The organism is Phenylobacterium sp. LH3H17, assembly GCF_024298925.1.
GTDB lineage: Bacteria > Pseudomonadota > Alphaproteobacteria > Caulobacterales > Caulobacteraceae > Phenylobacterium.
In genome coordinates this window covers 1,809,134-1,835,697 of record NZ_CP101283.1, presented here as the reverse complement: position 1 = coordinate 1,835,697, position 26,564 = coordinate 1,809,134, and the positions used below count along the sequence as shown (strand labels likewise).

At 68.8% G+C, this 26,564-nt stretch carries 25 protein-coding genes, 3 tRNA genes and 2 pseudogenes; 19 read left to right on the top strand and 11 right to left on the bottom strand.

Annotated elements, in window-relative coordinates; translation table 11 throughout:
* Positions 1-24: 24 nt before the first annotated feature.
* Together M9M90_RS08965 and M9M90_RS08960 are read right to left on the bottom strand one after the other, a co-directional pair.
* A tRNA-Gly gene (locus M9M90_RS08965) sits at positions 25-98 on the bottom strand.
* Between the two features lie 51 nt (positions 99-149).
* A tRNA-Tyr gene (locus M9M90_RS08960) sits at positions 150-235 on the bottom strand.
* 92 nt (positions 236-327) lie between these two features.
* On the opposite strand from M9M90_RS08960, the gene rlmB reads away from it, so the two are divergent.
* The 6 genes from rlmB to M9M90_RS08930 all read left to right on the top strand — a co-directional run bounded on the left by rlmB (position 328) and on the right by M9M90_RS08930 (position 5,393).
* Positions 328-1,125 (top strand): 23S rRNA (guanosine(2251)-2'-O)-methyltransferase RlmB, encoded by a 798-nt coding sequence (gene rlmB, locus M9M90_RS08955; RefSeq protein WP_254836813.1) that lies wholly within the window; start codon positions 328-330, stop codon positions 1,123-1,125.
* A 71-nt stretch (positions 1,126-1,196) separates the two neighbouring features.
* Positions 1,197-1,922, top strand: coding sequence for a TerC family protein (locus tag M9M90_RS08950; RefSeq protein ID WP_254836812.1), 726 nt, complete (start codon positions 1,197-1,199; stop codon positions 1,920-1,922).
* A 54-nt stretch (positions 1,923-1,976) separates the two neighbouring features.
* Positions 1,977-2,909 (top strand): nucleoside hydrolase, encoded by a 933-nt coding sequence (locus tag M9M90_RS08945; RefSeq protein ID WP_254836811.1) that lies wholly within the window; start codon positions 1,977-1,979, stop codon positions 2,907-2,909.
* Positions 2,906-3,754, top strand: a complete 849-nt coding sequence (locus tag M9M90_RS08940) for a ribokinase (RefSeq protein ID WP_254836810.1) — start codon at positions 2,906-2,908, stop codon at positions 3,752-3,754. The genes M9M90_RS08945 and M9M90_RS08940 overlap by 4 nt, the downstream gene beginning before the upstream one ends.
* The gene (locus M9M90_RS08935) at positions 3,751-4,674 is read left to right on the top strand and encodes an isopenicillin N synthase family oxygenase (RefSeq protein WP_254836809.1); all 924 of its coding nucleotides are present in this window, start codon (positions 3,751-3,753) and stop codon (positions 4,672-4,674) included. The genes M9M90_RS08940 and M9M90_RS08935 overlap by 4 nt, the downstream gene beginning before the upstream one ends.
* Positions 4,671-5,393 carry an EcsC family protein gene (locus M9M90_RS08930; RefSeq protein ID WP_254836808.1) on the top strand — a complete coding sequence of 241 codons (723 nt, stop codon included), beginning with the start codon at positions 4,671-4,673 and terminating at the stop codon, positions 5,391-5,393. Before M9M90_RS08935 ends, M9M90_RS08930 begins: the two co-directional genes overlap by 4 nt.
* Here M9M90_RS08930 and M9M90_RS08925 read toward each other — a convergent pair.
* Together M9M90_RS08925 and M9M90_RS08920 are read right to left on the bottom strand one after the other, a co-directional pair.
* Positions 5,390-6,478 (bottom strand): NADH:flavin oxidoreductase, encoded by a 1,089-nt coding sequence (locus M9M90_RS08925; RefSeq protein WP_254836807.1) that lies wholly within the window; start codon positions 6,476-6,478, stop codon positions 5,390-5,392. The two genes, M9M90_RS08930 and M9M90_RS08925, sit on opposite strands and share 4 nt — an antisense overlap.
* A gap of 20 nt (positions 6,479-6,498) precedes the next feature.
* Positions 6,499-6,801 carry a helix-turn-helix transcriptional regulator gene (locus M9M90_RS08920; protein ID WP_254836806.1) on the bottom strand — a complete coding sequence of 101 codons (303 nt, stop codon included), beginning with the start codon at positions 6,799-6,801 and terminating at the stop codon, positions 6,499-6,501.
* A 65-nt stretch (positions 6,802-6,866) separates the two neighbouring features.
* On the opposite strand from M9M90_RS08920, the gene M9M90_RS08915 reads away from it, so the two are divergent.
* Entirely contained in the window at positions 6,867-7,730 is an 864-nt protein-coding gene (locus tag M9M90_RS08915; RefSeq protein ID WP_254836805.1) for a PhzF family phenazine biosynthesis protein, read from the top strand.
* 22 nt (positions 7,731-7,752) lie between these two features.
* Here M9M90_RS08915 and metG read toward each other — a convergent pair whose 3' ends face one another.
* Positions 7,753-9,558 carry a methionine--tRNA ligase gene (metG, locus tag M9M90_RS08910; RefSeq protein ID WP_254836804.1) on the bottom strand — a complete coding sequence of 602 codons (1,806 nt, stop codon included), beginning with the start codon at positions 9,556-9,558 and terminating at the stop codon, positions 7,753-7,755.
* A gap of 190 nt (positions 9,559-9,748) precedes the next feature.
* Between metG and M9M90_RS08905 the strand changes: the two genes are divergently transcribed.
* The 5 genes from M9M90_RS08905 (at position 9,749) to M9M90_RS08885 (ending at position 14,348) form a co-directional block, all read left to right on the top strand.
* Positions 9,749-10,156: a DUF1761 domain-containing protein gene (locus M9M90_RS08905; RefSeq protein ID WP_254836803.1), complete on the top strand. Its 408-nt coding sequence runs from the start codon at positions 9,749-9,751 to the stop codon at positions 10,154-10,156.
* 77 nt (positions 10,157-10,233) lie between these two features.
* Positions 10,234-11,337, top strand: coding sequence for a polyamine ABC transporter substrate-binding protein (locus M9M90_RS08900; protein ID WP_254836802.1), 1,104 nt, complete (start codon positions 10,234-10,236; stop codon positions 11,335-11,337).
* Positions 11,334-12,497: an ABC transporter ATP-binding protein gene (locus M9M90_RS08895; protein WP_254836801.1), complete on the top strand. Its 1,164-nt coding sequence runs from the start codon at positions 11,334-11,336 to the stop codon at positions 12,495-12,497. Before M9M90_RS08900 ends, M9M90_RS08895 begins: the two co-directional genes overlap by 4 nt.
* Positions 12,494-13,393 carry an ABC transporter permease gene (locus M9M90_RS08890; RefSeq protein WP_254836800.1) on the top strand — a complete coding sequence of 300 codons (900 nt, stop codon included), beginning with the start codon at positions 12,494-12,496 and terminating at the stop codon, positions 13,391-13,393. Before M9M90_RS08895 ends, M9M90_RS08890 begins: the two co-directional genes overlap by 4 nt.
* Positions 13,394-13,559: 166 nt before the next feature.
* A complete protein-coding gene (locus tag M9M90_RS08885) occupies positions 13,560-14,348 on the top strand; it encodes an ABC transporter permease (protein WP_254836799.1) in 789 nt (262 codons plus the stop codon).
* Here the strand turns inward: M9M90_RS08885 and M9M90_RS08880 are convergent.
* Positions 14,345-15,757 carry an amidase gene (locus M9M90_RS08880; protein ID WP_254836798.1) on the bottom strand — a complete coding sequence of 471 codons (1,413 nt, stop codon included), beginning with the start codon at positions 15,755-15,757 and terminating at the stop codon, positions 14,345-14,347. The genes M9M90_RS08885 and M9M90_RS08880 overlap by 4 nt on opposite strands.
* 105 nt (positions 15,758-15,862) lie before the next feature.
* On the opposite strand from M9M90_RS08880, the gene M9M90_RS08875 reads away from it, so the two are divergent.
* The 5 genes from M9M90_RS08875 to M9M90_RS08855 all read left to right on the top strand — a co-directional run bounded on the left by M9M90_RS08875 (position 15,863) and on the right by M9M90_RS08855 (position 18,290).
* Positions 15,863-15,938 (top strand) — tRNA-Thr (locus tag M9M90_RS08875).
* An 84-nt stretch (positions 15,939-16,022) separates the two neighbouring features.
* Positions 16,023-16,343 (top strand): hypothetical protein, encoded by a 321-nt coding sequence (locus tag M9M90_RS08870; protein ID WP_254836797.1) that lies wholly within the window; start codon positions 16,023-16,025, stop codon positions 16,341-16,343.
* 135 nt (positions 16,344-16,478) lie between these two features.
* Entirely contained in the window at positions 16,479-17,147 is a 669-nt protein-coding gene (locus M9M90_RS08865) for a PEPxxWA-CTERM sorting domain-containing protein (protein WP_254836796.1), read from the top strand.
* Positions 17,148-17,293: 146 nt separating this feature from the next.
* Positions 17,294-17,779, top strand: a complete 486-nt coding sequence (locus M9M90_RS08860; protein WP_254836795.1) for a YaiI/YqxD family protein — start codon at positions 17,294-17,296, stop codon at positions 17,777-17,779.
* Positions 17,780-17,819: 40 nt separating this feature from the next.
* Positions 17,820-18,290: a cytochrome c family protein gene (locus M9M90_RS08855; protein ID WP_371876930.1), complete on the top strand. Its 471-nt coding sequence runs from the start codon at positions 17,820-17,822 to the stop codon at positions 18,288-18,290.
* A gap of 175 nt (positions 18,291-18,465) precedes the next feature.
* On the opposite strand, the gene M9M90_RS08850 is transcribed toward M9M90_RS08855, so the two are convergent.
* From M9M90_RS08850 to M9M90_RS08840, 3 genes are all read right to left on the bottom strand, one after another.
* Positions 18,466-21,663, bottom strand: coding sequence for an efflux RND transporter permease subunit (locus M9M90_RS08850; RefSeq protein WP_254837096.1), 3,198 nt, complete (start codon positions 21,661-21,663; stop codon positions 18,466-18,468).
* Positions 21,663-22,856, bottom strand: coding sequence for an efflux RND transporter periplasmic adaptor subunit (locus M9M90_RS08845; RefSeq protein ID WP_254836794.1), 1,194 nt, complete (start codon positions 22,854-22,856; stop codon positions 21,663-21,665). Before M9M90_RS08845 ends, M9M90_RS08850 begins: the two co-directional genes overlap by 1 nt.
* Before the next feature lie 246 nt (positions 22,857-23,102).
* Positions 23,103-23,873, bottom strand: a complete 771-nt coding sequence (locus tag M9M90_RS08840) for a class II aldolase/adducin family protein (protein WP_254836793.1) — start codon at positions 23,871-23,873, stop codon at positions 23,103-23,105.
* Between the two features lie 264 nt (positions 23,874-24,137).
* Here M9M90_RS08840 and M9M90_RS08835 point away from each other — a divergent pair.
* A pseudogene (locus M9M90_RS08835) lies at positions 24,138-24,623 on the top strand (CHRD domain-containing protein); the annotation flags it as partial.
* Positions 24,624-24,635: 12 nt separating this feature from the next.
* Positions 24,636-24,737 (top strand): annotated as a pseudogene (locus tag M9M90_RS21285) (PEPxxWA-CTERM sorting domain-containing protein); the annotation flags it as partial.
* 4 nt (positions 24,738-24,741) lie between these two features.
* On the opposite strand, the gene M9M90_RS08830 reads toward M9M90_RS21285, so the two are convergent.
* Together M9M90_RS08830 and glpK are read right to left on the bottom strand one after the other, a co-directional pair.
* Positions 24,742-24,936 (bottom strand): hypothetical protein, encoded by a 195-nt coding sequence (locus tag M9M90_RS08830; RefSeq protein WP_254836791.1) that lies wholly within the window; start codon positions 24,934-24,936, stop codon positions 24,742-24,744.
* A 60-nt stretch (positions 24,937-24,996) separates the two neighbouring features.
* A complete protein-coding gene (gene glpK, locus M9M90_RS08825) occupies positions 24,997-26,493 on the bottom strand; it encodes a glycerol kinase GlpK (RefSeq protein WP_254836790.1) in 1,497 nt (498 codons plus the stop codon).
* Positions 26,494-26,564: the final 71 nt, after the last annotated feature.

Sequence of the window (26,564 nt, the reverse complement as noted above, 5' to 3'; positions counted from 1 at the left end):
GTCCTGCGGGCGTTTGAGGTTAGTTGGAGCGGGTAGCGGGAATCGAACCCGCATATTCAGCTTGGAAGGCTGCTGCACTACCATTGTGCTATACCCGCCGAAGATGCGCGGCGTCGCGCCAGTCTCCTTGAACAGATCGCTCCGAGGCGTGGTGGGGGAAGTAGGACTCGAACCTACGAAGGCGTACGCCAGGGGATTTACAGTCCCCCCCCTTTGCCACTCGGGACATTCCCCCAGCGCGCTCGGAACCACATCGAAAGCCTGGACAAATGTTCCGTCGCGTGAGCGAAGGAACCGTCCGGCCCCCAATTTGGAGCGCGTCTTATAGTGTCCTCATCCCGCGAACGCAACGCGCCCTGGAAGGCCGGCAAAAAGGGCGGGCCCAGACCCTTCAACCGCAAGCCCGATAACGTCTCCGACGACTGGCTGTGGGGCTGGCATGCGGTAAGCGCGGCCCTGGCCAACACCGCCCGCGAGCATCCGATGCGCCTTCTGGCCACCGCCGAGCGGGCCAAGGAGATCGAGCAGAGATTCGGTCGCCAGAAGATTCTGGAGACCCTCGACCCCCAGGCGATCGGCGCCAACCTGCCCGCCGGGGCGGTCCACCAGGGGGTGGCGCTGCGCATCCCGCACCTGCAGGCCTGGGGCCTGGACGCCTTCGAACCCAAGCCCGGCGCCGTGCTGCTGATGCTGGACCAGGTGACCGATCCGCAGAACGTCGGCGCCATCCTGCGCTCGGCCGCGGCCTTCGGGGCCAGCGGCGTGATCCTGCAGGACCGCCACGCCCCCAAGCTGGCCGGGGCGCTCGCCAAGGCCGCCGCCGGCGCCGTGGACATGATTCCCTCGGCGCGGGTGATCAATCTGTCCCGGGCCCTGGAAGAGCTGGCCGAAATGGGCTGGCGGGCCGTGGGCCTGGACGGCGGGGCGGAGAAGACCCTGGAACAGGCGCTCGACGGAACCCCCACCGTGCTGGTGCTGGGCTCCGAGGGCGAAGGCCTGCGGCGGCTCGTGGCGGAGCACTGCGACGAGCTGGCCCGGATCGACATGCCGGGCGGCTTCGAGAGCCTCAATGTGTCGGCCGCGGCGGCGGTCGCGCTCTATGAGGCGACACGTACCCGAGGCTAGGGCGGTAATTTTCGCCGATCCACGACCATAGGCGGTTGCGGAGGCCGGCCGGCTGTCGCATTCAGGGCGCGATGTTGGAAACCCTGTTTGCACCCGGCGCCTTCGCGGCCCTGCTCTCCGTCCTCATGATCGACCTGGTCCTGGCCGGGGACAACGCCGTGGCCGTCGGCCTGGCCGCCGCCGGCCTGCCGCCGGAGCAGCGGAAGAAGGCGATCCTGTGGGGTCTGGCCGCGGCCGTGACCATGCGGATCGGCTTCGCCCTGATCACCGCCCAGCTGCTTGGCATCGTCGGCCTGCTGCTCGCCGGCGGGCTGCTGCTGCTCTGGGTGTGCTGGAAGATGTGGCGCGAACTGCGCGAGCAGGCCGAGCCAGAGGAGGCCGCCGCCGAGGCGGCCATGGACGACGACCCGACCACCGAACCCTCTAGCGCCGTGGCGTCCAAGCAGCCGAAGACCTTCAAGGCGGCCTTCACCCAGATCCTGATCGCCGACCTGTCCATGTCGCTGGACAACGTGCTGGCGGTGGCGGGCGCGGCGCGCGAGCACCCGGCCATCCTGGTGTTCGGCCTTCTGCTCTCCATCGCCCTGATGGGCGTGGCCGCGACCTATATCGCCCGCCTTCTGCACCGCTATCGCTGGATCGGCTATATCGGCCTTGCGATCGTGCTGTACGTGGCCCTTCACATGATGTGGCAAGGCCACCAGGACATCGTCAGCGACCTGGGCCACACGGCGGCCTACAACGCCTTCATGCCCGACTTCCTCGACATCAAGCCCGAAGCCCCCGCCGCCCACTAGGTCGGCGGGCCGGGCGGCTTGCCCTCGCCCCCCGAATTCCACGACAATGGGCTGGTGACAAAGCTCATCATCGATTGCGACCCGGGCGTCGACGACGCGGTCGCCCTCCTCCTGGCCTTCGGCTCGCGGGACCTCGAGATCCTCGCGGTGACCACCGTGGGGGGGAATGTCGGCGCGGACCTGACCGCCCGGAACGCCCGGATCATCCGACAGATCGCCGGCCGCGAGGATGTGCCCGTCCATGCCGGCTCCGCCCGGCCCCTCTTCCGCCCGCCGGTCGATGCCGACCATTTCCACGGCGAATCCGGACTGGGCGACCTGACGGTGTTCGAACCGGCCGCGCCGCTCGCGCCGGGCCACGCCGCCGACGTCATCATCGAGACCGTGATGGGAGAGCCCGCCGGCAGCGTCACCCTGGCCGTCACCGGGCCGATGACCAATGTGGCGCTGGCCTTCATCCGCGAGCCGGCGATCGTCGGCCGGCTGGCCCAGGTGGTGGTGATGGGCGGCGCCAGGACCGAGGGCGGCAACATCACGGCCTCGGCCGAGTACAACATCTATGCCGACCCGCACGCGGCCCAGGTGGTGTTCGCCTCGGGCTGCCGCTGCGTGGTCCTGGGCCTTGACGCCACCCACCAGGCGCGCGCCACCGCCGAACGGGTGGCCGCCATCCGCGCCCTGGGCACGCCGGCGGCGCGGGCCGCCGCCGAGGTGATCGACTTCTCCAACGGCATCGAGCGCGACATCGTGGGGGGCAGGAGCGCGCCGCTGCACGACCCCTGCGTCATCGCCTACATCCTGGCGCCGAAGCTGTTCACCGCCCGGCCCTGCAAGCTGGAGGTCGAAACCGGCTCGGCCCTGACGCTTGGCCACACCGCCGTGGAGTTCCGCCTGGCCGATCCTGGCGCGGCCACCATCCAGTGGGTGACCGAGGTCGACGCCGACGGCGTCTTCGCCCTGCTGAACGAACGGCTCGGCGGCCAATGACCGGCCCGGCCATCACCGTTGTCGGTTCGGTCAACCTGGACCTGGTGGCCACCGGCAAGACCCTGCCCGCGCCGGGCGAGACGGTGACCGGCGCGGTGCTCGCCCGCCATCCCGGCGGCAAGGGCGCCAACCAGGCGCTGGCGGCCCAGCGGCTGGGCGCTTCGGTTACCCTCATCGCCCGGGTCGGCGACGACGCCATGGCCGACGAGGCCCTGGCCCTGCTGACCGCCGCCGGCGTCGACCTGTCGGGTGTCGCGCGCGACCCTGGCGCGCCGACGGGCGTCGCCCTGATCGCGGTCTCGGAAACCGGCGAGAACCAGATCGTGGTGGCGTCCGGCGCGAACGCGGCCTTCACCCCCGAGCGTCTGGGCGTCCTGCCTGCCGGCGCCCTGATCTGCCAACTGGAGATCCCGCTGGCCACCGTGGTGAAGGCGGTAGCCCAGGCTGAGGGCTTCGTCTGCCTGAACCTCGCCCCCGCAGCAGCCATCCCGGACGCCCTGTTCCAGCGCGCCGACCTGATCGTGGTGAACGAGACCGAGGCGGCCTTCTACGGCGAACAGATCCATCGAGCCCGCGGCCTGGTGGCCGTGACCCTCGGCGCGCGCGGCGCGGAGTTGCGGCGCGGCGGCGAGCTGCTGGCCTCGGCGAGCCCGCCCAAGGTCGAGGTTGTCGACACCACCGGCGCGGGCGACACCTTCGTCGGCGCCCTGACCCTGGCCTTGCTGGAGGAGCGCCCGCTGGGCGAGGCGCTCGCCTTCGCCTGCGCGGCCGGCGCGCTCGCCGCGACCCGGGCCGGCGCCCAGCCCTCCCTGCCCCTTCGGTCCGAGGTCGAGGCTCTGCTATGACCCGACAGGTTCCCGAACTTAGCCTGAAATCCTTCACGCAGGGCGGCGACGCCGAGCGCGCGCGGTTCTCCGACGCGCTGATGGCCGGCCTGCAGGACTACGGCTTCATCATCCTGAAGGACCACAACGTCCCGGTGGGGCTGCTGAATCGGGCCTATGGCCTGGCCGAACAGGTCTTCGCCCAGCCGGAGGCGCAGAAGCGCCGCCACGCCAAGGGCCTGCGCGGCTACACTCCGTTCGGGGTCGAGCACGCCAAGGACAATCCGCACGCCGACCTCAAGGAGTTCTGGCAGATCGGCCGCGAGCCGCGCCCGGACCTGGCCGAGGACCTGCCGCCCAATGTCTGGCCCGATGGCGCGCCGGAGTTCAAGGCGACCTTCTCGGCCCTGTTCGCCGGCCTGGACGAGACGGGCCGCCTGCTGCTGCGCGCGCTCGCCCCCAGGCTCGGCCTGGAGGAGGACTATTTCGATCCGCTGGTGGCCGACGGAACCTCGATCCTGCGGGTGCTGCACTATCCGCCGATCCCTGGCGACGCCGACCCCGAATGCGTGCGCTCGGCGGCGCACGAGGACATCAACTTCATCACCATCCTGGTGGCCGCCAAGGGGGCGGGCCTGCAGCTGCTGGACCGCGACGGGACCTGGCTGCCGGTGGAGACCGCCCAGAGCAACCTGATCGTCGATAGCGGCGACATGCTGCAGCGCCTGACCAACGGGGTGATCCCATCCACGACCCACCGGGTGGTCAATCCCGAGGGCCCGAACGTCAGCCGCTATTCGATGCCGTTCTTCCTGCACCCGACCTCGGCCACCTCGCTGGAGGTCCTGCCCTCCTGCGTCGGGCAAGGCGCGAAGTTCCCGCCGATCACCGCCGGTGAGTTCCTCGACGAGCGGCTGAAGGCCATCGGCCTGACCAAATGAGCGAAGCCCCAAGTGAGCGTGACTACGAGGTCCAGGCCCGCGCCGAACTCGCCGCCTGGAAGCGCAAGATCCTGAAGAAGCCGGGAGTCGTGGGCCAGGCCGCCCGCGCGGTGCAGGGCCGCATCAACCGCGCCATCCCCGAGAAGGTCCACCTGGCGATCACCGGGGTCATCGAGCAGATGACCCGGGGCATCATGACGGGCGCCGGCATCACCACGCCCGAACCGATGCTGGGGATAAGCCTCGCCGAACGCGAGGCCCTGGTCCGCGAGAAGATCGCCTTCTACCGGACCACCGCGGCGGCCGAGGGCGGGGTCGCGGGCGCGGGCGGCTTCCTGCTGGCGGCCGCCGACTTCCCGGCGCTGATCGGGCTGAAGATCAAGCTGCTGTTCGACATCGCCGCCCTTTACGGCCACTACGGCGACCGGCCCGCGGAACGGCTCTACATCCTGCAGATCTTCCAGCTGGCCTTCTCCAGCCCCGGCCATCGCCACGCCATCTACGAGGCTATGACCCGGACAGGCTCGACCCCGGTGTCGCTCGAGGACTTCGACTGGCGCAAGTTCCAGCAGGAGTACCGCGACCATATCGACCTGGCCAAGCTCGCCCAGCTGATCCCGGTGATCGGCGCGCCCGTCGGCGCCATCGTCAACTACGCCCTGGTCGACAAGCTGGGCGAGACGGCGATGAACGCCTATCGGATGCGGATCTTCGGCTAGGCGTCCTGCGTCTCCTGCACGACGAAGCCCTTCCAGGTGTTCATGTAGTCGAGGAAGGCCGGGCCCAGGCCCTCGGCGCGCAGGTGCTCGCGGGTGACCGGCAGGGGCAAGGGGTGGAAGCCCGGATCGGCCGCCCGCTTCGGGAAGTCGTGGTGCAGGATGGCCGCGCGGCCGATGAGCACGAAGTCCGCGCCGGCCTCCAGGCAGTCGGCGGCGTCCTGCGACGTCATCACCTTGCCGGCCACGCCCAGGCGAACATTCCCGCGCGGAAGCTCGGTGAAATAGGACATCAGGCTGCGGCCCTGGAACGCCTCTTCCACGGGCTCCTTGCGGTAGTCCCACAGGGACATGTCGAGGTAGTCGATCTTGCCCTGCGCCATCAGCTCGCGGGCCAGGTCGACGATGTCGGCGAGCTGCAGGCCGAACCGTTCCGGCGACAGGCGCAGGCCGAGGTTGAAGTCCGGCCGGCAACGGGCGCGCACCCCATCGATGATCTCGTGGATGATCCGGGCCCGGTTCTCCGCCGAGCCGCCGTAGCGGTCGGTGCGCTTGTTGATCTCCGGCGAAAGGAACTGGCAGAGCACATAGCCGTGGGCGCCGTGCAGCTCGACGCCGTCGAAACCCGCCTTCTCCGAGCGCACCGCCGCGGCGATGAAGTCCTCGATGAGTTGCGCCACCTCGGCCTCGGTGAGCGCCCGGGCGCCGAACTCCGCCTCGTCGGACGGACAGACCGGAGCCTCGCCGATCAGGTCCTTCGGCGAGCGCATGCCGGCGTGATGGAGCTGGATCACCGCGACGCTGCCGGCCGCCTTGATGGCGCTCGCCAGCCGGGTCAGGCCCTCAAGATGCTCGTCGCCGAACACCCCGAGCTGGCCCGGGAAGCCCTGGCCGATCCGCTGGACATGGGCCGCGCAGGTCATGGTCAGGCCGAAGCCGCCCTGGGCCCGCATGGTCAGCCACTTGAACTCGTCGTCCGACAGCCGGCCGTCCGGATGGCTCTGCAGGTTGGTCAGGGGCGCCAGCATGAAGCGGTTCTTCATGGCCGGGCCACGGGCGAAGGTCATCGGTTGGAAAAGGTCGGACAAGGCGGTCTCCTGGGAGAAATTCAGACGGCGGCCTCGATGGCCTTGGTCACTTCGGCGATGCGGGCGTCGTTGCGGCGGTAGAACGTCCATTGCTTGATCTTGGTCGGCGTGACCAGGCCCGCCTGGATCAGGACGCGCATGTGTTCGCTGAGCGTCGGGTGGCTGATGCCAAGCTTCTCGGCCAGCCAGACGCCGCACACCCCGTCGGCGATCAGGTCGCCGTGCATCTGCGGCGGGAAGTTCCCGACCGGGTCCTTCAGCCACTCCAGGATCTGCAGCCGCCGCTCGTTGGCGAGCGCGCGGAAGATGTCGGCCAACTCCATTTTGGGACTTTGCCAATCGACGAAGTTATGTCAAGCCTTACCGCCTCCCAGCGACGGAATGTCCTATGCCCGCCTCTCCCTTCGTCACCCTCGACGTGTTCACCGACACCCGGTTCGGCGGCAATCCGCTGGCCGTCTTCACCGACGCCCGCGGCCTGAGCGACGCCCAGATGCTGTCTCTGGCCGCCGAGATGAACCTGTCGGAGACCACCTTCGTCCTGCCTGCCGAAGACCCGGCCAACACGGCGCGAGTGCGGATCTTCAACCGCACCGCCGAGATGCCCTTCGCGGGGCACCCCACCATCGGCACCGGCTGGGTGCTCTCCCAGATGGGCCGGGGAAGCGACCTGCGCCTGGAGGTTCCGGCCGGCATCGTCGGGGTGACGGTGACGGAGCGCGGCGCCACCATCGCCGCGCCACGGCCGCTTTCCCTGGGCGCCGAGCTTCCGGTGGACGTCGCCGCGGCCTGCGCCGGGATCGCGCCCGGCGACATCCTGGTCGCCAACCACCGGCCGGTCGAGGCCACCGTGGGCGTGAACTTCATCTTCGCCGAGGTGACCGGCGAGGCCCTGACCCGCGCTGCGCCGGACCTGGCCGCCTTCCGCCGGGCCGGCGACGGCGATCCGGACTTCGGCGACCGGCTCTCGCTGCACCTCTACGCCCGCGACGGCCAGGCTGTTCGCGCGCGGATGTTCGCGCCCAATTCCGGCACCGTGGAGGACCCGGCCACCGGCAGCGCCAACGCCACCCTTGCGGCCCTGCTGCTGTCGCTCTCCGGCGAGGAAAGCGGCGCCTGGGACATCGTCCAGGGCGTCGAGATGGGCCGCCCCTCGCGCCTGCGCGCCACCGCCCACCGCGCGGCGGACGGCGTCAGGGCCACGGTCGGCGGCGGCTGCGTCCCGGTCCTGCGCGGCGAGGCGACCCTCTAGCGGCAGGGTGGCGGGGTCGGCGCTACTGCCCCTCGGCCCCGCCGAAGCGCGCGATCCAGTCGGCGACCTGCTCGTTCTCGACCTTCTTGAACAGCACCTCCGGCGCGGCGACCTTGCGGCCGGCGGGCAGGATATCGAGGGCTGTGCTCCCCGTCGGCCAGACACCCGGGAACGGCTCGCCGACCGCCAGGGCGATCTTCTCCGCGGCGAAGGGGATGAAGGGCTCCGAGACCTTGGCGAACAGGGCGACCAGGTTGAGGCCGGTGCGCACGGCGGTGGCCGCCCGCTCCGGATCGGTCTTGATCGCGGTCCAGGGCGCGGCCTCGGTAAGGTACTGGTTGCCCAGCACCCATAGCTGACGCAGCGACTGGCAGGCCTTCCGCATCTCCATGGCGTCGAGGTTCTCGGTCAGCTCGGCCAGCTTGGCGGCCACGTCGGCCTGCAGCTTGAGCTCCAGGTCGCCCGGCGCGCCGCCCTCGGGGACCACCCCTTCGAAACGGGTCTCGGTGAACTTCAGGATACGATTGACGAAGTTTCCCAGCACGTCGGCCAGGTCGGCGTTCACCTGGGCCTGGAACTGCTCCCAGGTAAAGGTGGCGTCGGAGGTTTCGGGCGTGTTGGCCGTGACCCACCAGCGCCAGTAGTCGGGGGGCAGCAACTCCAGGGCATGGTCCATGAAGACCCCGCGCTGTTGGGACGTGGAGAACTTGCCGCCGTAGTAGTCGAGCCAGTTGAAGCCCTTCAACCGGTCGACCAGCTTCCAGGGCGCGTTGTTGGCCGGCCGCCAGGAGCCGTCCGCCTCCAGCCGCTCGTTAGAGCCGATCAGGGTGCAGGGGAAGCCCACGGTATGGAAGGGCACGTTGTCCTTGCCCATGAACTCCACATAGGTGACGTCGGCCGCGGCGGGACCCCTCCACCAGCGTTCCCACTCCGCATCCGGCGCCGGACCCCTGCCCGCCTCGGCGGCCTGGGCGTCGGCCCATTCCCAGGTGGCGGCGATATATTCGATGGGGGCGTCGAACCAGACATAGAAGACCTTGCCGGCCAGGCCCTCGATATCGGGCAGCTCGCCCTTGGGATTGGAACCCCACTCGAAGGCGTTGACCGGCACGCCCCATTCCAGGTCGCGGGTGATGCCACGGTCCTGCAGGCCCTCGTCCAGCCATTTCAGCGCGATGGAGGTGACCAGCAGCGGCCAGTCGCCCTTCTTGCCGTCGATCCAGGCGCGCAGCTTGTCGGAGAACAGGCTCTGGCGCAGGAACAGGTGCTTGGAATCGCGGATCTCGATGTCTTCCGAGCCCGAGATCGCCGAGCGCGGATTGATCAGGTCGGCGGGGTCCAGCACCCGGGTGCAGTTCTCGCACTGGTCGCCGCGGGCCGCGCCATAGCCGCAGTGCGGGCAGGTCCCGATCACATAGCGGTCGGGCAGGAAGCGCTTGTCGAACTTGGAATAGACCTGCTGGGTGACCCGCTCCTCGATGAAGCCGGCCTCCCACAGCCCCTGGGCGAAGCGCTGGGTCAACCGGTGGTTCTGCGGCGAGGACGAGCGGCCGAAGTGGTCCCAGGACAGGCCGAACCTGCGTCCCAGGTCGTGCTGCACCTGATGCTGCTCGGCGCAGAAGCTGGCGGGGTCCTGGCCGGCCTCGGCGGCGGCCAGTTCGGTGGGGGTGCCGTGCTCGTCGGTGGCGCAGATATAGAGGGTCTCATTGCCCCGCGAGCGCTGGAACCGCGCATAGACGTCGGCCGGCAGCATGGAGCCCGCCAGAGTCCCCAGATGCTTGATCCCGTTGATGTAGGGCAAGGCCGAGGTGATCAGGATGCGGGACATGAGGTCTCTCGAAATGGGGAGGAGCGGCGGCTTATAGGGCGCCCCATCCGGTTCGCCAAAGCGCTCGCCGCAAGGTCGGTCGCAATCCCTGCTGGCTTTTTGAATGGTTAAGCTTCAATCTGCCCCTACGGAAGGCGGCGCTTCGCCAACGAAAACAACAGGCTGCCTCCGAGAAAAACGGGAGAGACGCATGTTGAAAGGTGTCAACTGGATCGCCGTCCTGGTGGCGGTGGTCCTGCTCGAGGCCCTCGGCTACCTCTGGTATGGGCCGCTGTTCGGGGAGCGTTGGATGGCGGCGTTGGGCAAGGAGCCCGACACGTCCAACCTGGCCGTGACCATGAGCCTGGGCGTGGTCAATACGATCATCATCGTGCTGGGCCTGTCCTGGCTGCTGCGCCGCCTTGGCGCGAACTCGCTCAATGCGGCCCTGATGGGCGCGCTGGCCGCCTGGTTCTTCTTCGACTTCACCACCATGGCCATCGACTACCTTTACGTCCGGCTCAGCGGTGAGCTGGTGCTGATCAACATGGGCTACCAGCTGGTCGCCTATCTGGTCGCCGGCGCCGTGATCGGTCTCATCAAGCCGAAGGCAGCCTAGCCAAGGGTCCCAGCGCCTTTCATTCGGCTGCGCGGCTCGCCTATAACGTCCCCTCCACCGGGGATGGGGAGAGCGCGATGCGGGGATGGGTGACGGCGCTGGGGCTCAGCGCGATGCTGGTCCTGGCCGGTTGCGGCCAGCGCGACGAGGCCAAGCGCCCGCAGACCCTGAGGATCTACAACTGGTCGGACTATATCGACCCGGCGATCCTGGCCGACTTCACCCAGGAGACCGGGATCCGGGTCATCTACGACACCTTTGATTCCAACGAGATCCTCGAGACCAAGGTGCTCCAGGGCCAGACCGGCTATGACATCGTCACGCCCTCCAACCACAATGTGCCCCGCTACATCGCCGCCAAGGCCATCGCGCCGCTGGACAGGGCCAAGCTACCCAACGCCAAGAACCTGTGGCCCGACGTCATGGCCCACATGGAGCCCTTCGATCCGGGGGCGAAGTACGCGGTCCCATACATGTGGGGCACCATCGGCCTCGGCTACAATGTCGACGCGGTCGCCAGGCGCCTGCCGGGCGTGAAGATCGACAGTTGGGCGGTGGTGTTCGACCCCAAGAACCTCGCCAAGCTCAAGGACTGCGGCGTCTACTATCTGGACGCCTCAGAGGACATGTACGCGGTGGCGCTCAACTACATGGGCAAGGACCCCAATTCCAAGGACCTGGCCGACTACCAGGCCGCCACCGACCTGATGGTCAAGGCGCGACCCTATGTCCGTAAGTTCCACTCCTCGGAATATATCGAGGCCCTGGCCAACGGCGATATCTGCGTGGCGGTCGGCTATTCCGGCGACGTGCTGCAGGCCAGGGACCGCGCCGAGGAGGCCAAGAACGGGGTGAAGCTCGCCTATGTCATCCCCAGGGAGGGCAGTCAGGTCTGGTTCGACGTCTTCACCATCCCGATCGACGCGCCGAACCCTGACGCCGCCTACAGGTTCCTCGACTACATGCTGCGGCCCGAAGTGATCGCCAAGGCCTCGAACTTCACCCAGTACGCCAACGCCAACGCGGCGGCGACCACGCTGGTGGACGCCGAGGTGCGCGACAATCCCAATGTCTATCCCACCCCCGAGGTGTTCAAGCGGCTGTTCGTCACCAAGGACAAGGACCAGGTCCTGCTGCGTGAGGTGACGCGACTGTGGACCAGGGTGCAGACCGGCCAATGACACGGCGGCCCCGCCCGCGCCTGAACATCGGCGCGGTCCGCTCGACCTTCGCGCCCTGGGCCGATCCGGCGGCCACGCCGTTGGTGCGGTTCGAGAATGTCGTGAAGCGCTTCGACGGCGAGACCGCCGTGGCCGGGGTCTCGCTCGACATCTACGAGGGCGAGTTCTTCGCCCTGCTGGGGCCGTCCGGCTGCGGCAAAACCACCCTGATGCGGCTGCTGGCCGGGTTCGAGGATCCCGACGAGGGCCGCGTGACCCTGGCCGGCGAAGACCTGGCCGGACGCCCGCCGCACCGGCGGCCTGTCAACATGATGTTCCAGTCCTACGCGCTCTTCCCGCACCTCAGCGTTGAGAAGAACATCGCCTTTGGTTTGCGCCGGCAGGGGATGGCCAAGGACGAGGTCGCCGCCCGGACAGCGGAAATGCTGGCCCTGGTGCGGCTGGACGGCCTGGCGCGGCGCAAGCCCCACCAGCTCTCCGGCGGGCAGCGGCAGCGGGTCGCCCTGGCGCGCGCCATCGCGCCCCGGCCCAGGATGCTGCTGCTGGACGAACCACTCGCGGCGCTCGACAAGAAGCTGCGTGAGGAGACCCAGTGGGAGCTGATGGCCCTGCAGCAGAGCCTTGGCATGACCTTCCTGATCGTCACCCACGACCAGGAGGAGGCCATGATCACCGCCGACCGGATCGCCGTCATGCGCGAGGGCAAGATCGTCCAGATCGGCCGCCCGGCGGAGGTCTATGAGGCGCCCAACTCCCGCTACGTGGCCGACTTCATCGGCGACGTGAACCTCTTCGAGGGCAAGGTCGAACGCGCCGACGGGCACTCGGTGCGCCTCGCCAGCGAGGAGGCGGAGGGCGGCTTCGAGGCCCTTGAGGACGACCGTCCGCCGCTGTTGTCCACGGCCTGGCTGGCCGTGCGGCCGGAGAAGATCCAGGTGCATCTGGAGCCGCCGCCGCCCGGCCCCAATCGCCTGGGGGGCAAGGTGGCCGACATCGGCTATCTCGGCGACTGGACCACATATCTGGTCGAACTGCCCAACGGCCGGACCCTGCGCGCCGCCCGGGCCAACGCAGCGCGATTCGTGGAACGGCCGGTGGATTGGAACGACCAGGTCTGGCTGACCTTCGCCGCGGACGCCGGCGTGGTGCTGACCCGATGAGCGCTCGCCGCGACCGGGCGGGCCTGGCCGCGCTGGCCCCGTTCCTCTGGCTCGGGCTCTTCTTCCTGTTTCCCTTCCTGCTGGTGGCCAAGCTCTCGTTCTCGGACGCCGCCCTGGCCATGCCGCCCTATGCGCCGCGGATGGACTGGGCCCAGGGTTTGGGGGGGCTGCGGCGCTTCCTGGACGGCCTGGACCTCGAAACCTACGCCCGGCTGACCTCCGACCACCTCTATGTCGCGAGCTATCTTTCCAGCCTGAAGTTCGCGGCCGTCGCCACCGCCATCCTGCTGCTGCTGGGCTATCCCATGGCCTACGCCATGGCGCGCTGCTCGCCGGCGGCGCGGCAGGCCCTGCTGATGGCGGTGATCCTGCCGTTCTGGACCAGCTTCCTGATCCGGGTCTATGCGCTGATCGGCATCCTCAAGCCCGAGGGCCTGCTCAACACCGCCCTGGCCGCCGTCGGCCTGGGGCCGGTCGCCCTGCTGAACACCGACGCCGCCATCTATATCGGCCTAGTCTACGCCTACCTGCCCTTCATGGTCCTGCCGCTCTACGCGGTGTTGGAGCGCCAGCACCAAGACCTCCTGGAGGCCGCCGCCGACCTCGGCTGCACGCCTTCGCAGGCCTTCTGGCGAGTGACCTTCCCCCTGTCCCTGCCCGGCGTCGGGGCGGGCGCCCTGCTCTGCTTCATCCCCATGGTCGGCGAGTTCGTAATCCCCGACCTGCTCGGCGGCACGGGCACCCTGATGCTGGGCAAGACTATCTGGACGGAGTTCTTCGCCAATCGCGACTGGCCCGCCGCCTCCGCCGTGGCCATCGCCCTGCTGGCCACCCTGGTCATCCCCATCGCCCTCTACCAGCGCCAGCAGGTCCGCCTGATGGGGGTGGCGAAGTGAAGCCACGGCTCAACAGATCCTCCCCCAGCGCGCATCGCGGTTTGGGGGAGGTGGATCGTCGCCCCTTCGCGACGAGACGGAGGGGGTTTCATCCACGGCGGCACGAGTCAAAGTCCCCCTCAGTCGGCTTCGCCGACAGCTCCCCCACAAGGGGAGCATCTTCGAGATGATGCGCGGCCTGACGCTCTTCAACCGCGTCTCGCTGTTGGTCGGTTTCGGCTTCCTCTACCTGCCGATCGTCCTGCTGGTGGCTTATTCGTTCAACGCCAGCCGGCTGGTGACGGTTTGGGGCGGGTTCTCCACCCGCTGGTACGCCTCGCTGTTCGGCAACGAGCAGCTGCTGGACGCGGCCTGGGTGACCTTCCGTGTGGGACTGGTCTCGGCGACCCTGGCGACGGTCCTCGGGACCTTCGCGGCGGTGGCCCTGGTCCGCGCTGGGCGGTTCAAGGGCCGGACCCTGTTCTCCGGCATGGTCTACGCGCCCCTGGTCATGCCCGAGGTGGTGCTGGGCCTGTCCCTGTTGCTGCTGTTCGTGGCTTTCGGCCTGCCGCGCGGCTTCTGGACGGTGGTGATCGGCCACGCCACGGTGACCCTCTGCTACGCCACGGTGGTGATCCAGGCCCGGCTCGCGGCCTTCGACCGCCAGCTGGAGGAAGCCGCCCAGGACCTGGGCTGCCCGCCGTTCAAGGCCTTCTTCCTGGTCACCCTGCCCAATATCGCCCCCGCGGTGGCGGCTGCCTGGATGCTGGCCTTCACCCTGTCCCTGGACGACCTGGTGATCGCCAGCTTCACCTCCGGACCGGGAGCCACCACCCTGCCCATGCGGATCTACAGCCAGGTGCGGCTGGGGGTGAATCCCGAGATCAACGCGGTCTCCACCCTGCTGATCGGCCTGGTGGCCACCGGGGTGATCGCCGCCTACCTCGTCCAGACGCGCCGGCGCCGCGACGCCTAGAGCGGCGCGACGCGGTCGAACCAGGGCCGCGCCTGCTCCAACTGCCCGGCCAGGCGGAACAGCCCCGCCTCCTCCCCCATCCGCCCGACGAACTGGAGGCCGATGGGCAGGCCGCCCCGGCTCCAGGCCAGGGGCACGGACATGGCCGGCTGGCCCGTGTTGTTGAAGGCCTGGGTGTTGGGCATGAAGGCGAACAGCCGCGGGGTGTACTGGCGGAGGTCCTCGGTGAGGTAGCCGACCGGGATCGCCGGGCTGCCCAGGGTGGACAGCAGCAGCACGTCATAGCGTTCGAACAGCCCCGCCACCGCCCGGCCATAGGCGTGGATCGCCGCCAGGCCGCGCACATAGGTGGAGCCCGCCACGCCCTTGCCGCGCTGGTACATGGCCCAGGTCAGGAGCTCGACCTCGTCCTCACCGACAGGCCGGCCGCGCCGGTCTCCCTCGGCCTCCAGGGTGGCGGCGATGCTGGCGCCGATCACGTCGCCGGCCGCTTGCTGCATGGCCGCCAGGTTGCCTGGTACGGTCACCTCCTCGACCACGTGGCCAAGGCTCTCGCAGAGCCGGGCGGCGTCCAGAACGGCCGCCTTGCACTCCGGGTCCAGGGCCTCGGAGGCCAGGGCCGCGGTGGTGAAGCCGATGGCGAGCTTGCCTGGCTCGCGCCCGACCTCACCGGCGAAGGGCCGTTCCGGGGGCGCGAGGAAGTAGGGATCGCCCGGCTGCGGGCGGCACACCGCGTCCAGCAGGACGGCGGAATCGCGCACCGAGCGGGTCACCGCATGCTGGATCGAGGCCCCGCCCCAGCCCTCGCCCGTGGGCGCGAAGGAGACACGGCCGCGCGAGGGCTTCATGCCGAACAGGCCGCAGGCCGAGGCCGGGGTGCGGATCGAGCCGCCGCCATCGCTGGCGTGGGCCGCCGGCACGATCCCCGCCGCCACCGCCGACGCCGCCCCGCCCGAGGAGCCGCCTGGGGTGCGTGAGACGTCCCAGGGATTGCGGCAGGGCCCCAGCAGGGCCGGCTCGGTCACCGGCATCAGCCCGAACTCCGGGGTGTTGGTCTTGCCGAAGATCACCAGTCCCGCCTGCTTGTAGGACGTGACGATGGCGCTGTCGGCGGCGGCCACCTGGTCCTTGAACACCGCCGAGCCGGAGCTGGTGGCCGAACCCGCCAGCTGAGCGCCGAGGTCCTTCAGCAGGAAGGGCACGCCGGCCAGCGGTCCGGGGGTCGGCTCGCGCTTCACCTCCGCCCTGCCCCATTCGGTGAGGTCCATGGTGACGGCGTTGACCGCTGGATTGACCTGCGCCATCCGCGTCACGGCGGTCTCCAACAGTTCGGAGGCGCTTACCTCCCCCTTGGCGACCAGCCCGGCCAGCCCCACGGCGTCATGTCGGCGATAGTCCTCGAACTTCATGCTGGTCCTCCCGGCGTTTGCGCCAAGGGAACACAGCCGGCGCGCGCGGCCAACGGAGACCTTGCGTCACCCCAAGCCTTCGCTTCATAAGCGGGCCGTCCAAGTGCCGGATTAGCTCAGCTGGTAGAGCAGCGGTTTTGTAAACCGAAGGTCGCGGGTTCGAGTCCTGCATCCGGCACCACCATGGGCAGTAATCCCTCGACGCCGGAAGCCTGCCGACTAGATTGCAGGCTGGGCAGGCGACGCGTTCAGGGGTGAGTCGGAGTTGGAACGACCGCAGATCCAGGAACAGGCGATCGAGGAGGGGCGCGACACCACGTCCCGGCGGCTGGTCGACGGCCTGGACGAGGCGCTCGAGGCGCTCATCGCCGAGGGCTATTCGATCCGCTGCATCTTCACCTCGCCCGAGGGCGCGGCGCGGCTGTTCCTGGAAGCCGGCGAGGACGCCATCAACCTGGACAGCGATCCGGAGCAGGACCGCGCCTGGTACGGCCCCTTCGAGTTGAGCCCCACCACTGACGGCGAGACCTTGATCCTCTACTGCCTCGGCGAGGAATGCTGGTTCAAGACCCTCGAGGGTCACTGAGCCGCACGACGGCGGCGATTGTCGCCAAATCTCCAGAACGCGAGCACCCGCAAGACCCCGCGCAACCCCGGGTTGGCACGCCCATTGCGAAGCTCGCTCGTGAATCTAGATCACATCCCGTTTGGAGACTCCAAGATGAACCAACTCAGAAAGGCCCTGCTGGGAGCCGCGTTCGTGGCCGCGACTAGCTTGGCCGCCGCCTCGGCGAACGCCGCGGTTATCGTTTCGTCCACCAATGGCCCAGACAGCCTGCCGCTCCCGGCCGGTCAATCTGTCCTGCTGGACTTCGAAGACGCCGGTCAGAACGCCAGTGTCCTGTCTGGTGACTACAGCATCGTCGGCGGCAGCGTGCCGGACCAGTATGCCGCTCCTTGGCTGGATAGAACGAGCTATATCGTCGTCCCGGCCGACGCGGCCGTGGCTCCGCAATCGGCCTTCATCAACGTCGCGGCGCTGATGAGCGGTCCCGTTCATACCTTCAGCTTCTATTGGGGTTCGAACGACACTTATAACGAGGTCCGTCTGCACACCGCCGGCGGCGTCACGACGATCGCCGGAACGGGCAACGGTGCGCAAGCCCTGCCGCTCACCAACCAGCGCTTCACGTTCACCCTGAGCGGCCTCGACACCGACCTGCAGTCGATCGAACTCTACTCGAACGGCAAGGCCTTCGAGGCCGACGACTTCGCGTTCAAGTCGGGCGTTCCCGAGCCCGCCACCTGGGCGATGATGATCATGGGCTTCGGCGCCGTCGGCGGCATGGCGCGCAGCGCCCGTCGCCGTCAGGCCGCGGTCTTCGCCTAAGTCTTAGTGCCAGTAGCGTACCCGTAAGCGTAACAGTAAGCGTAAGCGTGGATAGCGCCGTCGGCCTCCTGGGCCGGCGGCGTTTTTCGTTGAGGCCGGCGGCCGTCGCGGGCATGAGGAAGGCCCGCCGCAGACCCGGAGTTCCCGTGGCCGACAAACCCATCGAGGTCTTCATCGACGCTGACGCCTGCCCGGTGAAGGACGAGGTCTACAAGGTCGCCGCCCGTTACGGGCTGAAGACCTGGGTAGTCTCCAACGCCTTCATGATGATCCCCCAATCGCCGATGATCGCCCGGGTGATCGTCGACGCGGGGCCAGACGTAGCGGACGACTGGATCGCCGAGCATGTGGCGCCGGGCGACGTGGCGGTGACCAACGACATTCCCCTGGCCGAGCGGGTGCTGAACGCCGGCGGCCACGCCGTCGCGCCCAACGGCAAGCCATTCACGGAGAACTCGATCGGCGCGGCCATCGCGCAGCGCGCCCTGATGGAGCAGCTGCGCTCCACCGGCGACATCCTGGGCGGCCCCAAACCGTTCGACCGCAACGACCGCTCGCGGCTCCTGCAGGCGCTGGACGAGATCATCCAGAAGGAACGGCGCAAGCGCGCCTTGCAACGGCGCGATCCTTGACTAGCTTCCCATCAAATTCATCCCAGAGGTTTGGCTCATGATGCGCGCGGCGACGATGTTGATGGGGGCTTGCGCCCTGCTGGCCGGCTGCGGCCAGAAGACCGACGCGCCGCCCGCCGCGGCTCCGCAGGAAGCGACTGCCGAACAGAAGGCCGCCGTCCTGGCCTCCCTGCCCGCCCCCTACAACACCGCCGACCTGGCGAACGGCAAGGCCAAGTTCGGCCTCTGCAGATCGTGCCACACCATCGCGCCCGGCGGGGCCAACATGACAGGCCCCAACCTGCACGGGGTGTTCGGCCGCAAGGCCGGCTCGGTTGAGGACTATGAGTACTCCGAGGCCGTCGAGCACGCGGGCTTCGTCTGGGACGCCGAGCACCTGGACAAGTGGCTGGCCGAGCCGCGCACCTTCCTGCCGGGCACCAAGATGAGCTTCGCCGGCCTCAAGGACGCCAAGGACCGTGTCGACCTGATCGCCTATGTGAAGGTCGAGTCCGGCTATAAGGCGCCTTAAGGGGAGCAGCCTTGTCCCCCGGATGCTCCCCTCTGGGGAAGCTGTCAGCGAAGCTGACTGAGCGGGACCTTGACCCTATCCGCCGTGGATGAAGCCCCCTCCGTCTCGTCGCAAGAAGGCGACGATCCACCTCCCCCAGATCGCGCTGCGCGCTAGGGGAGGATCGGCAAACCGCCTACTCCGCGGCGTTGGCGGCGCGGGTCTGTTCGGCGTCCTCGAAGGCTTCGATGCGCCGGGCTGTGGCCTGGGGCGACTTCGTGAAGCGGGCCAGCATGTTGTAGAACACCGGCACGATGAACAGGGTCAGCAGCGTCGCGAAGATGGCCCCGAAGAAGATCACCACGCCGATGGTCTTGCGGCTCTCGCCCCCTGCCCCGCCCCAGACGATCAGCGGGATCGAACCCGCCGCCGCCGAGATCGAGGTCATGATGATCGGACGCAGGCGCAGGGAGGCGCTCTCGATTACCGCCTCGCGGATGGTCAGGCCGTCGTCGCGCAACTGGTTGGCGAACTCCACGATCAGGATGCCGTTCTTGGCGGCGATCCCCACCAGGATGATCAGTCCGATCTGGCTGTAGGTGTTGATGGTCGAGCCGGCGATCAGCAGGCCGAACAGACCGCCGAGAGCGGCCACCGGCACGGTGAGCATGATGACCGCCGGATGGATCCAACTCTCGAACTGGGCCGCCAGCACCAGGAAGACCAGGATCAGGGCCATGCCGAAGGCCAGGCCGACGGCGCCGCCGGCCTCAAGGAAGTCGCGCGCAGCCCCGCCCCACTTGATCTGGAAACCAGGCGGCTGCTTGGCCACCTCGGCTTCGAAGAACTTCACCGCCTCCCCCACCGGATAGCCGGGGTTGAGCTGGGCGGAGAGCGAGATCGCCCGCAGGCGGTCGACGCGGGCCCGATCAGGCGTATCGCCGCGCACCTTGGTGGTCACCACCGAGGCGAGGGGCACCTGGGCGCCGGATGCGGTCCGGACATAGAGGTTCTCCAGGTCCGATTCCGTCTGCCGCTTGGCGCGATCGGTCTGCAGGATGACGTCGTACTCCTGGCCATCCTTGATGTAGGTCGTCACGCGCCGCGAACCGAACATGGTCTCCAGGGCCCGTCCGACCGCCTGGGCAGAGACCCCGAGGCTGGCGGCCTTCTCCCGGTCGATCTCCACCAGCACACGCGGACTGGTCGGCTCGTAGTCCAGGCGAGCGCGGGCCAGGCCCGGATTGGTCTGGGCCGCGGCCAGGATCGGTTGGAGCCAGCGTTCGATGTCGGCGTACTCGTTGCCGACCACGATCAGGTCGACGCCGCCGCCGCCCCCACCGCCGCCACCCCCGCCGCGCTGCAGTCCGCCACGCACCGAGGCGATGGCCCGGACCGAGGTGATGGAGGAGAACTCGCGGTTGAGCTGGGCGGCCAGCTCGTTGGAGGTGATCCCGGCGTCCTCCGCCAGGGCCGCATTGCCGCCGGCGGTGTTGAAGGAGTTGTTGCCGAAGCGCGGCGCCGAGAGGATGTAGCGCTGGATGACGCCTTCCTCCAGCAGCTCCAGCAGGCGGGTCTCCACCTGCTTGGCGGCGACCTGGACATAGTCGTAGCCCGCGCCCTCCGGCCCGTTGATGCTCAGCTCGACGCGCCCCCGATCCTCGTCCGGCACCAGCTCCCGCGGCAGGACCGTGAAGAGTCCCAAGGCGCCCAGGGCCAGGGCCAGCACTAGCCCGCCGGCGGCGAACGACGCGGCGCGGCGGCCCAGGAGGGCGTCCAGCGAGGCATGGTACGAGTTGCGGAGCTGGTGCATGGCCGCATCCACGCGCCGGGCGATGAACCCCTGACCGTGGGCGGGCCTCAGCAGCTTCGAGGCCAGCATCGGCGACAGGCTGAGCGCCAGGACGGCCGAGAAGGCCACGGCCGCGGCGATGGCCACCGCGAGCTCCACGAACAGCTTGCCGATATAGCCGGGCAGGAACATCAGCGGCGCGAAGACCGAGATCAGCACGATGGTGGTGGCCACCACGGCGAAGAACACTTGGCGCGCCCCGCGCTGGGCCGCGACGATCGGCGGCTCGCCCTCGTCGATCCGGCGCTGGATGTTCTCGACCACCACAATGGCGTCGTCCACCACGAGGCCGATGGCCAGCACCAGGGCGAGCAGGGTCAGCAGGTTCAGCGAGAAGCCCAGCGGCGCCAGGACGATGAAGGTCGAGAGGATGCAGATGGGCGCGACCACCGACGGGATCAGGGCCGCGCGCCAGGTGCCGAGGAAGATGTAGTTCACCAGGGCCACCAGGGCGAGCGAGATGCCCATGGTGATCCAGACTTCCTCGATGGCGTGCTTGGTGAAGACCGTGAAGTCCACCGCCACTTCCAGCTTGGTGCCCTTGGGCAGCGACTTGTTGATCTCGGGCAGCTCGGCCCGAACGCCTTCCGAGATCTCCAGGTCGTTGGCCTGGGACTGGCGGGTGATGGCGATGCCGACCTGTTCGCGTCCGTTCGAACGGAACATCCGACGCCGCTCGTCCGGCCCCTCCTCGATCCGGGCGACGTCGCCCAGCCGGGTGACATAGTCGGCGCCCGGCGCCGGTGTGACGGCGGCGTTGGCGGTGGCCCCGGCCGAGGCGGCCGCCGTGGCGCGCGACCCGGACGAGACCACCGGCAGGTTGGCGAACTGCTCCGGGGTGGTGTAGCCCCGCGCCACGCGGATGGTGAAGTCCTTGGACGGCGCTTCCAGGGAGCCGGCCGGCAGCTCCAGGTTCTGGGCGTTCAGCGAGGTCTCGACATCGTCGACGGTGATCCCGCGCGCCGCCATGGCGTCGGCGTCGAGCCAGATGCGCATCGAATAGAGCTGGCTGCCCCCGACCCCGACATTGGCCACGCCCGGAATGGTGGAGAACCGCTCCACCAGGTAGCGGTTGGCGTAGTCGGAGAGCTGCAGCCGGTTCAGCGTCGTGGAATTGAAGCTGATGAAGATGATCGGCTGGGCGTCGGCGTTCGCCTTGGCGATCTGAGGCGGATCGGCCTGCAATGGCAGGTTGGCCGAGACCCGGCTGACGGCGTCGCGCACGTCGTTGGCCGCGTCGTCCAGGTCGCGGTCCAGCCGGAAGGAGATGTTGATCCGCGACTGGCCGTCCCGCGACGAGGAGTTGACGCGGTCGATCCCCTGGATGCCGGAGACTTGGCGCTCAATCACCTCGGTGATCCGCTCCTCGACGACCTCGGCCGAGGCGCCGCGATAGGTGGTGGAGATCGAGACCACGGGCGGGTCGACGCTGGGCAGCTCGCGCACGGTGAGCGAGGCGAACGAAGCCAGGCCGATCACGCACAGGATGATCGCGGCCACCGCCGCGAACACGGGCCGACGGACGGAGATGTCCGACAGCATCATGGGGCGGGCCGCGCGCCCGGCGGGCGCGCTCCGGCCGGGCCGGCGGCCTGGACCGGCCGAACCGGCTGGCCGGGCTGCAGCTTGTTCAGCCCGTCGGCCACCAGGCGATCGCCTGCCTGGACGCCGTCTAGGATCTCGACGAAGCCGTCCTGCCGCGCGCCGGTCCGAACGGGCCGCTGCTCGGCCGTGGTGCGGTCGCCCTGGCGGTTGATGACATAGACGAAGGCGCTGTCCCCCTGCACGGACAGGGCGGCCTCAGGGATCGCCAGTCCCTGGCGCTGGCCGCGCGCGATGGCCACCCGCACCATCATGCCGGGCTTCAGCCTGCGGCCGGGATTGGGAAACTCGGCCCGGGCGGTGATCGCGCGCGTGCGCTCGTCGATGCGGGTGTCCAGCTTGGCGATCCGGCCCTGGATCGTCTCCCCGGGATAGGCGTCGGCCTTGGCGTGGATCGGCTGGCCCTCGCGGAGCGAGGCCAGGTAGCGATCCGGAATCTCGAAGTCGACCCGCACGCTGCTCATGTCGTCCAGGGTGACGATAGCCGATCCCGGATTGATCAGCGCCCCCGGCGCGATGTCGGACAGGCCGACCACACCGGCGAACGGCGCACGGATGGTGCGGTCGGCCTGGCGGGCCTGGGCCGCCTGCACGTCGGCGCGGGCGGAGAGATAGGCCGCTTCGCGCTGGTCGAGCGCGGTCTTGGAGGCGTAGCCCTGGGCCGCCAGGGTCTTCCAACGGTCAAAGTCGCGCTGCGACTGCACCAGGCGCGCCTGGGCCTGGGCCAGCCCCGCGTTCTGCTCGGTGTCCTTCAGCTCGACCAGCACCGCGCCCTTGGCGACCGCCTGACCATCCGTGAAGCGCACACGGTCGACCAGCTGGGTCGCCGCCGCGGTCAGGGTGACGGACTGGCGGCCCTTGGCCACCCCGATCACGTCGATGGAATCGATGAACACCTTGGATTGAACGGTGGTGACGCTGACAGGCGCCGGACCGCCCATACCGCCGCCGGGGCCGCCGCCGGGGCCGCCCTTGCCCTTAGGCGCCCCGCCGCCCTTCTGGGCCGTCATCGCCGCGCCGGGCGGACCGCCAGGCCCCTCCTTCTTGCCGAGCGTCAGCTTCCAGGCTCCGGCCACGACCATGAGAGCGAGGACCAGGATGGCGCCGACGAGGAAGAAGTGGCGTCTGATCAAGCGACTGGAACTCCGGGAGCGTCGAAACGACGGCGATAAATATGACAATCTCCGCCGGTCTTATGGCGACCACATAGGCGCCGTCCAGTGACAGAACGATGGCTCTGCGTGTCTGCGTTGAAATAGAAGGCCAAGTAGCCGGCAAGTCCGCAGCCGGACCGCCTGCCGATGCCTGAAGATGCTGGCGACGCAAAGAAAATGGGCGCCCCGAGGGGCGCCCATATCGCCGATAGACTTGATTTCGACTCAGGCGTCGTAGCCCGGGAGCGCCCTATCTAGCTGGCGCAGGGCGCCGGGCCAGGCGAGGCCGCCGCCCAGGCCGCGCGACATCTGCTTCGCCACCTCTCCCTGGGCGTGCTCGGGCGCGAAAAGCACGTTCTCGCGACCGGCCGACAGCGCCATGACCTGCTGCTTGCAGGCGCGCTCCAGGTAGAACATGCGGATCCAGCAGTCGGCGGCGCTGGCGCCCACGGCCAAGGTGCCGTGATTGCGCAGCAGCATGACGTGCTTGTCGCCGATGTCGGCCACCAGGCGCTCGCGTTCGTCGAGGTTGAGCGCGATGCCCTCATAGTCGTGATAGGCCAGCATGGTCCGCACGATCAGCGCGTGCTGGGCGAGCGGCAGCAGGCCCTCCGACTGGGCCGAGACCGCCACACCCTGGTCGGTGTGAAGGTGCATGACGAAATGGGCGTCTTCCCGCGCGGCGTGGATGGCCGAGTGGATCGTGAAGCCCGCCGGATTGATGAAGTACGGGGTCTCCTGGAGGATATTCCCGTCCAGGTCGATCTTCACCAGCGACGAGGCGGTGATCTCCCCGAAGTACATGCCATAGGGATTGATCAGGAAGTGATGCTCGGGTCCCGGGATGCGGGCCGAGATGTGGGTGTAGATCGCATCGTCCCAGCCGTGCAGGGCGACCAGCCGGTAAAGGGCGGCGAGATCCACCCGCGCCTGCCACTCCTCCGCGCTGACCTTGCCCTTGAGCGAGCTCACGCCCGCGAGCGAACCATCGGCCATGGCGGCCTCCCTGTCTGAACCTTGGGCGCCAGGGTCGCGCCGCGCGATCGTAGCGTCAAGGCTGAACCTCAAACGCCTGTTCGAAACCAGGCGGCGGTCCTTCACGGAAAAGTTCGTAAGACCGAACCGGTTTTCTGCAAGTATGCGGGTAGCCTGTAAGTAGTGCGCGACAGCAGAGCTTGTTCGTGTTCTTCTGCCAGATAGTTTCAACACTTCTAAACCCACCTCGGACACGCACCCGTTTCAATCGAACTGGAGGCCCACATGTCTCGTAACTTGCTCTTGGCGACCGCCGCGGCGGCGATCCTCTTTGCAGGCCAAGCGAATGCGACCGCCTTCGTGTTTGAGACTGTCCTCTTGGGAGCCAACGAGGTTCCCTTCGCCGCCACTCCCGGGACAGGCACGGGTCGCGTGACCTTCGACGATGTCTGGAACACCATGCGGGTCGAGACCAGCTTTTCGGGGCTGTTGGGCACGACCACGGTGTCCCACATCCACTGCTGTCAGCCGGCCGGCATAAACGCAGGCGTCGCGACCACGACTCCGACCTTCACCGGCTTTCCAGCCGGGGCGACCAGCGGGAGCTATGATCACACCTTCGATATGACGCTCGCCAACAGCTACAACGCGGCTTTCGTCACCGCCAATGGCGGAACAATGGCCAGCGCGTTCGCCGCCTTGCTCAACGGGGCCAAGGCCGGCAATGCCTATCTGAACATCCACACCACGAGCTTCGCCGGCGGCGAGATCCGCGGACAACTTAGCCTGGTGCCGGAACCTCAAACCTGGGCCTTGATGATCGCGGGCTTCGGCATGGCGGGCGCGGCGCTTCGCCGTCGGAAGGCCGCGCCGCTGGCCGCCTGAGCTTCTACTCCGCGCCCTTGGCCCCGGTCTCGCGGCGAGCGCGCTCGAGTTCCTCGCCCTCGGGACCGTCAAGCGCCTGTTCGGCCTCCTTGGCCTTCTGCTCGACCGGACCGGTCTTGGCGAAGGCTTCCTGTTCCTTGCGGTAGCGGCGGGCGGCGTCGTAGTTCCCTTCGCCCTGGATCTGGTTGTTGTCGGCCATGATCGCCTCCTGGTTTGTCTGCCAGAAGAAAGCGACAGGCGGCGGAGACGGTTCCCGACCTCAGCCTGTCCGCACCCGCGCCACGGCGTCCAGCCAGCGGGCATAGGCCTGCTCGCGACCATGACCGTCCAGCCTGGGCTCGAAGCGCTCGGTCTTGGCGCGGGCGGCGGTCGCCTCCTCTGCGTTGGCGTAGATCCCGGCCCCGATGCCCGCGAACAGCGCCGCGCCCAGGGCGGTCATCTCCTGGAAGTTGACCCGCCCAACCGCCACGCCCGTAAGATCGGCCAGGCGCTGGCTGAACCACTTGCTGCGCGCCATGCCGCCGTCGATCCGCAGTTCCACCTGGGCGCCGAAAGCGCCGGGCGCGTCGGCCCGCATGGCCTCGATCAGGTCGCGGGTCTGCAGGGCGCAGGCGTCGAAGGCGGCCTCGGCGATCTCCGCGAGCCCCGAGTCCCGGGTCAGGCCGAAGATCGCGCCCCGCGCCCCCGCGTCCCACCAGGGCGCGCCAAGCCCGGTGAAGGCCGGGACCAGGACCACGCCATGGTCCTCCTTGGCGGTCTGGGCCAGGGCCTCGACGCCAGAGCCACCGCCGGCGACGCCCAGGCCCTCGTTGACCCACTGCAGGGCCGCGCCGGCGATGAAGATGGAGCCCTCCAGGGCGTAGGTCGGTTGGCCGTTCAGGCGCGCGGCCACGGTGGTCAGCAGCCGCGAGCGCGACGGCGCCAGGTGCTCGCCTGTGTTGACCAGCATGAAGCAGCCGGTGCCATAGGTGGCCTTCATCTCGCCGGCCCGGATGCAGCCCTGCCCCATCAGCGCGGCCTGCTGGTCGCCGGCCACCCCGCGGATCGGGACGGCGGCGCCCAGCAGGTCGGCCTGGGTGGTCCCATAGTCGTCGGCGCAGTCCAGCACCTTGGGCAGGAGGGCCGCAGGCACGTCCAGCATGTCCAGCATCTCGGTCGACCAGGCCTGGGCCCTGATGTCGAACAGCAGGGTGCGCGAGGCGTTGGTGGCGTCGGTGGCGTGAACCGCCCCGCCGGTCAGCTTCCAGATCACCCAGGCGTCCATGGTGCCGACCAGCAGTTCGCCGGCCTGGGCGCGGGCCCGGGCGCCGGGGACGGCCCCCAGCAGCCAGGCGATCTTGGTGCCCGAGAAATACGGGTCCAGCAGCAGGCCGGTGATGCTGGTGACCTTCGGCTCCAGCCCCGCGGCGCGCAGCCGCTCGCAGGTGGGAGCCGTACGGCGATCCTGCCAGACGATGGCCTTGTGGATCGGCTTGCCGGTGACCTTGTCCCAGATCACCACCGTCTCGCGCTGGTTGGTGACGCCGATGGCCGTGACCTCGGACATCGACCGCCCGGCCTTCGCCACCGCCTCGCGCAGCACCTCCACGCAGGTCTCGAATATCTGCTCAGCGTCGTGCTCGACCCAGCCGTCCTCGGGATAGAATTGCTCCAGCGGGCGCCCGGCGTCGGCCAGCGGCGCGCCCTGGGCGTCGAACAGTATGGCGCGGGTCGAGGTCGTGCCCTGGTCCAGGGCCAAGATCAGCGGATCGGCCATCCTCGTATCGCTCCCTTGCGTGCCCGCGGCCCTTAAGGGCCTTTCATGGTCAGAGCCTTCTAACCATGTTT

What these genes read in the sequence shown, in the direction of transcription:
- M9M90_RS08950 (WP_254836812.1), top strand. Translation starts at nt 1,197, where the DNA reads ATGTTGGAAACCCTGTTTGCACCCGGCGCCTTCGCGGCCCTGCTCTCC.
- M9M90_RS08940 (WP_254836810.1), top strand. Translation starts at nt 2,906, where the DNA reads ATGACCGGCCCGGCCATCACCGTTGTCGGTTCGGTCAACCTGGACCTG.
- M9M90_RS08935 (WP_254836809.1), top strand. Translation starts at nt 3,751, where the DNA reads ATGACCCGACAGGTTCCCGAACTTAGCCTGAAATCCTTCACGCAGGGC.
- M9M90_RS08930 (WP_254836808.1), top strand. Translation starts at nt 4,671, where the DNA reads ATGAGCGAAGCCCCAAGTGAGCGTGACTACGAGGTCCAGGCCCGCGCC.
- M9M90_RS08920 (WP_254836806.1), bottom strand. Translation starts at nt 6,801, where the DNA reads ATGGAGTTGGCCGACATCTTCCGCGCGCTCGCCAACGAGCGGCGGCTG.
- M9M90_RS08915 (WP_254836805.1), top strand. Translation starts at nt 6,867, where the DNA reads ATGCCCGCCTCTCCCTTCGTCACCCTCGACGTGTTCACCGACACCCGG.
- metG (WP_254836804.1), bottom strand. Translation starts at nt 9,558, where the DNA reads ATGTCCCGCATCCTGATCACCTCGGCCTTGCCCTACATCAACGGGATC.
- M9M90_RS08905 (WP_254836803.1), top strand. Translation starts at nt 9,749, where the DNA reads ATGTTGAAAGGTGTCAACTGGATCGCCGTCCTGGTGGCGGTGGTCCTG.
- M9M90_RS08900 (WP_254836802.1), top strand. Translation starts at nt 10,234, where the DNA reads ATGCGGGGATGGGTGACGGCGCTGGGGCTCAGCGCGATGCTGGTCCTG.
- M9M90_RS08895 (WP_254836801.1), top strand. Translation starts at nt 11,334, where the DNA reads ATGACACGGCGGCCCCGCCCGCGCCTGAACATCGGCGCGGTCCGCTCG.
- M9M90_RS08890 (WP_254836800.1), top strand. Translation starts at nt 12,494, where the DNA reads ATGAGCGCTCGCCGCGACCGGGCGGGCCTGGCCGCGCTGGCCCCGTTC.
- M9M90_RS08885 (WP_254836799.1), top strand. Translation starts at nt 13,560, where the DNA reads ATGATGCGCGGCCTGACGCTCTTCAACCGCGTCTCGCTGTTGGTCGGT.
- M9M90_RS08880 (WP_254836798.1), bottom strand. Translation starts at nt 15,757, where the DNA reads ATGAAGTTCGAGGACTATCGCCGACATGACGCCGTGGGGCTGGCCGGG.
- M9M90_RS08865 (WP_254836796.1), top strand. Translation starts at nt 16,479, where the DNA reads ATGAACCAACTCAGAAAGGCCCTGCTGGGAGCCGCGTTCGTGGCCGCG.
- M9M90_RS08855 (WP_371876930.1), top strand. Translation starts at nt 17,820, where the DNA reads ATGCGCGCGGCGACGATGTTGATGGGGGCTTGCGCCCTGCTGGCCGGC.
- M9M90_RS08850 (WP_254837096.1), bottom strand. Translation starts at nt 21,663, where the DNA reads ATGCTGTCGGACATCTCCGTCCGTCGGCCCGTGTTCGCGGCGGTGGCC.
- M9M90_RS08840 (WP_254836793.1), bottom strand. Translation starts at nt 23,873, where the DNA reads ATGGCCGATGGTTCGCTCGCGGGCGTGAGCTCGCTCAAGGGCAAGGTC.
- M9M90_RS08830 (WP_254836791.1), bottom strand. Translation starts at nt 24,936, where the DNA reads ATGGCCGACAACAACCAGATCCAGGGCGAAGGGAACTACGACGCCGCC.
- glpK (WP_254836790.1), bottom strand. Translation starts at nt 26,493, where the DNA reads ATGGCCGATCCGCTGATCTTGGCCCTGGACCAGGGCACGACCTCGACC.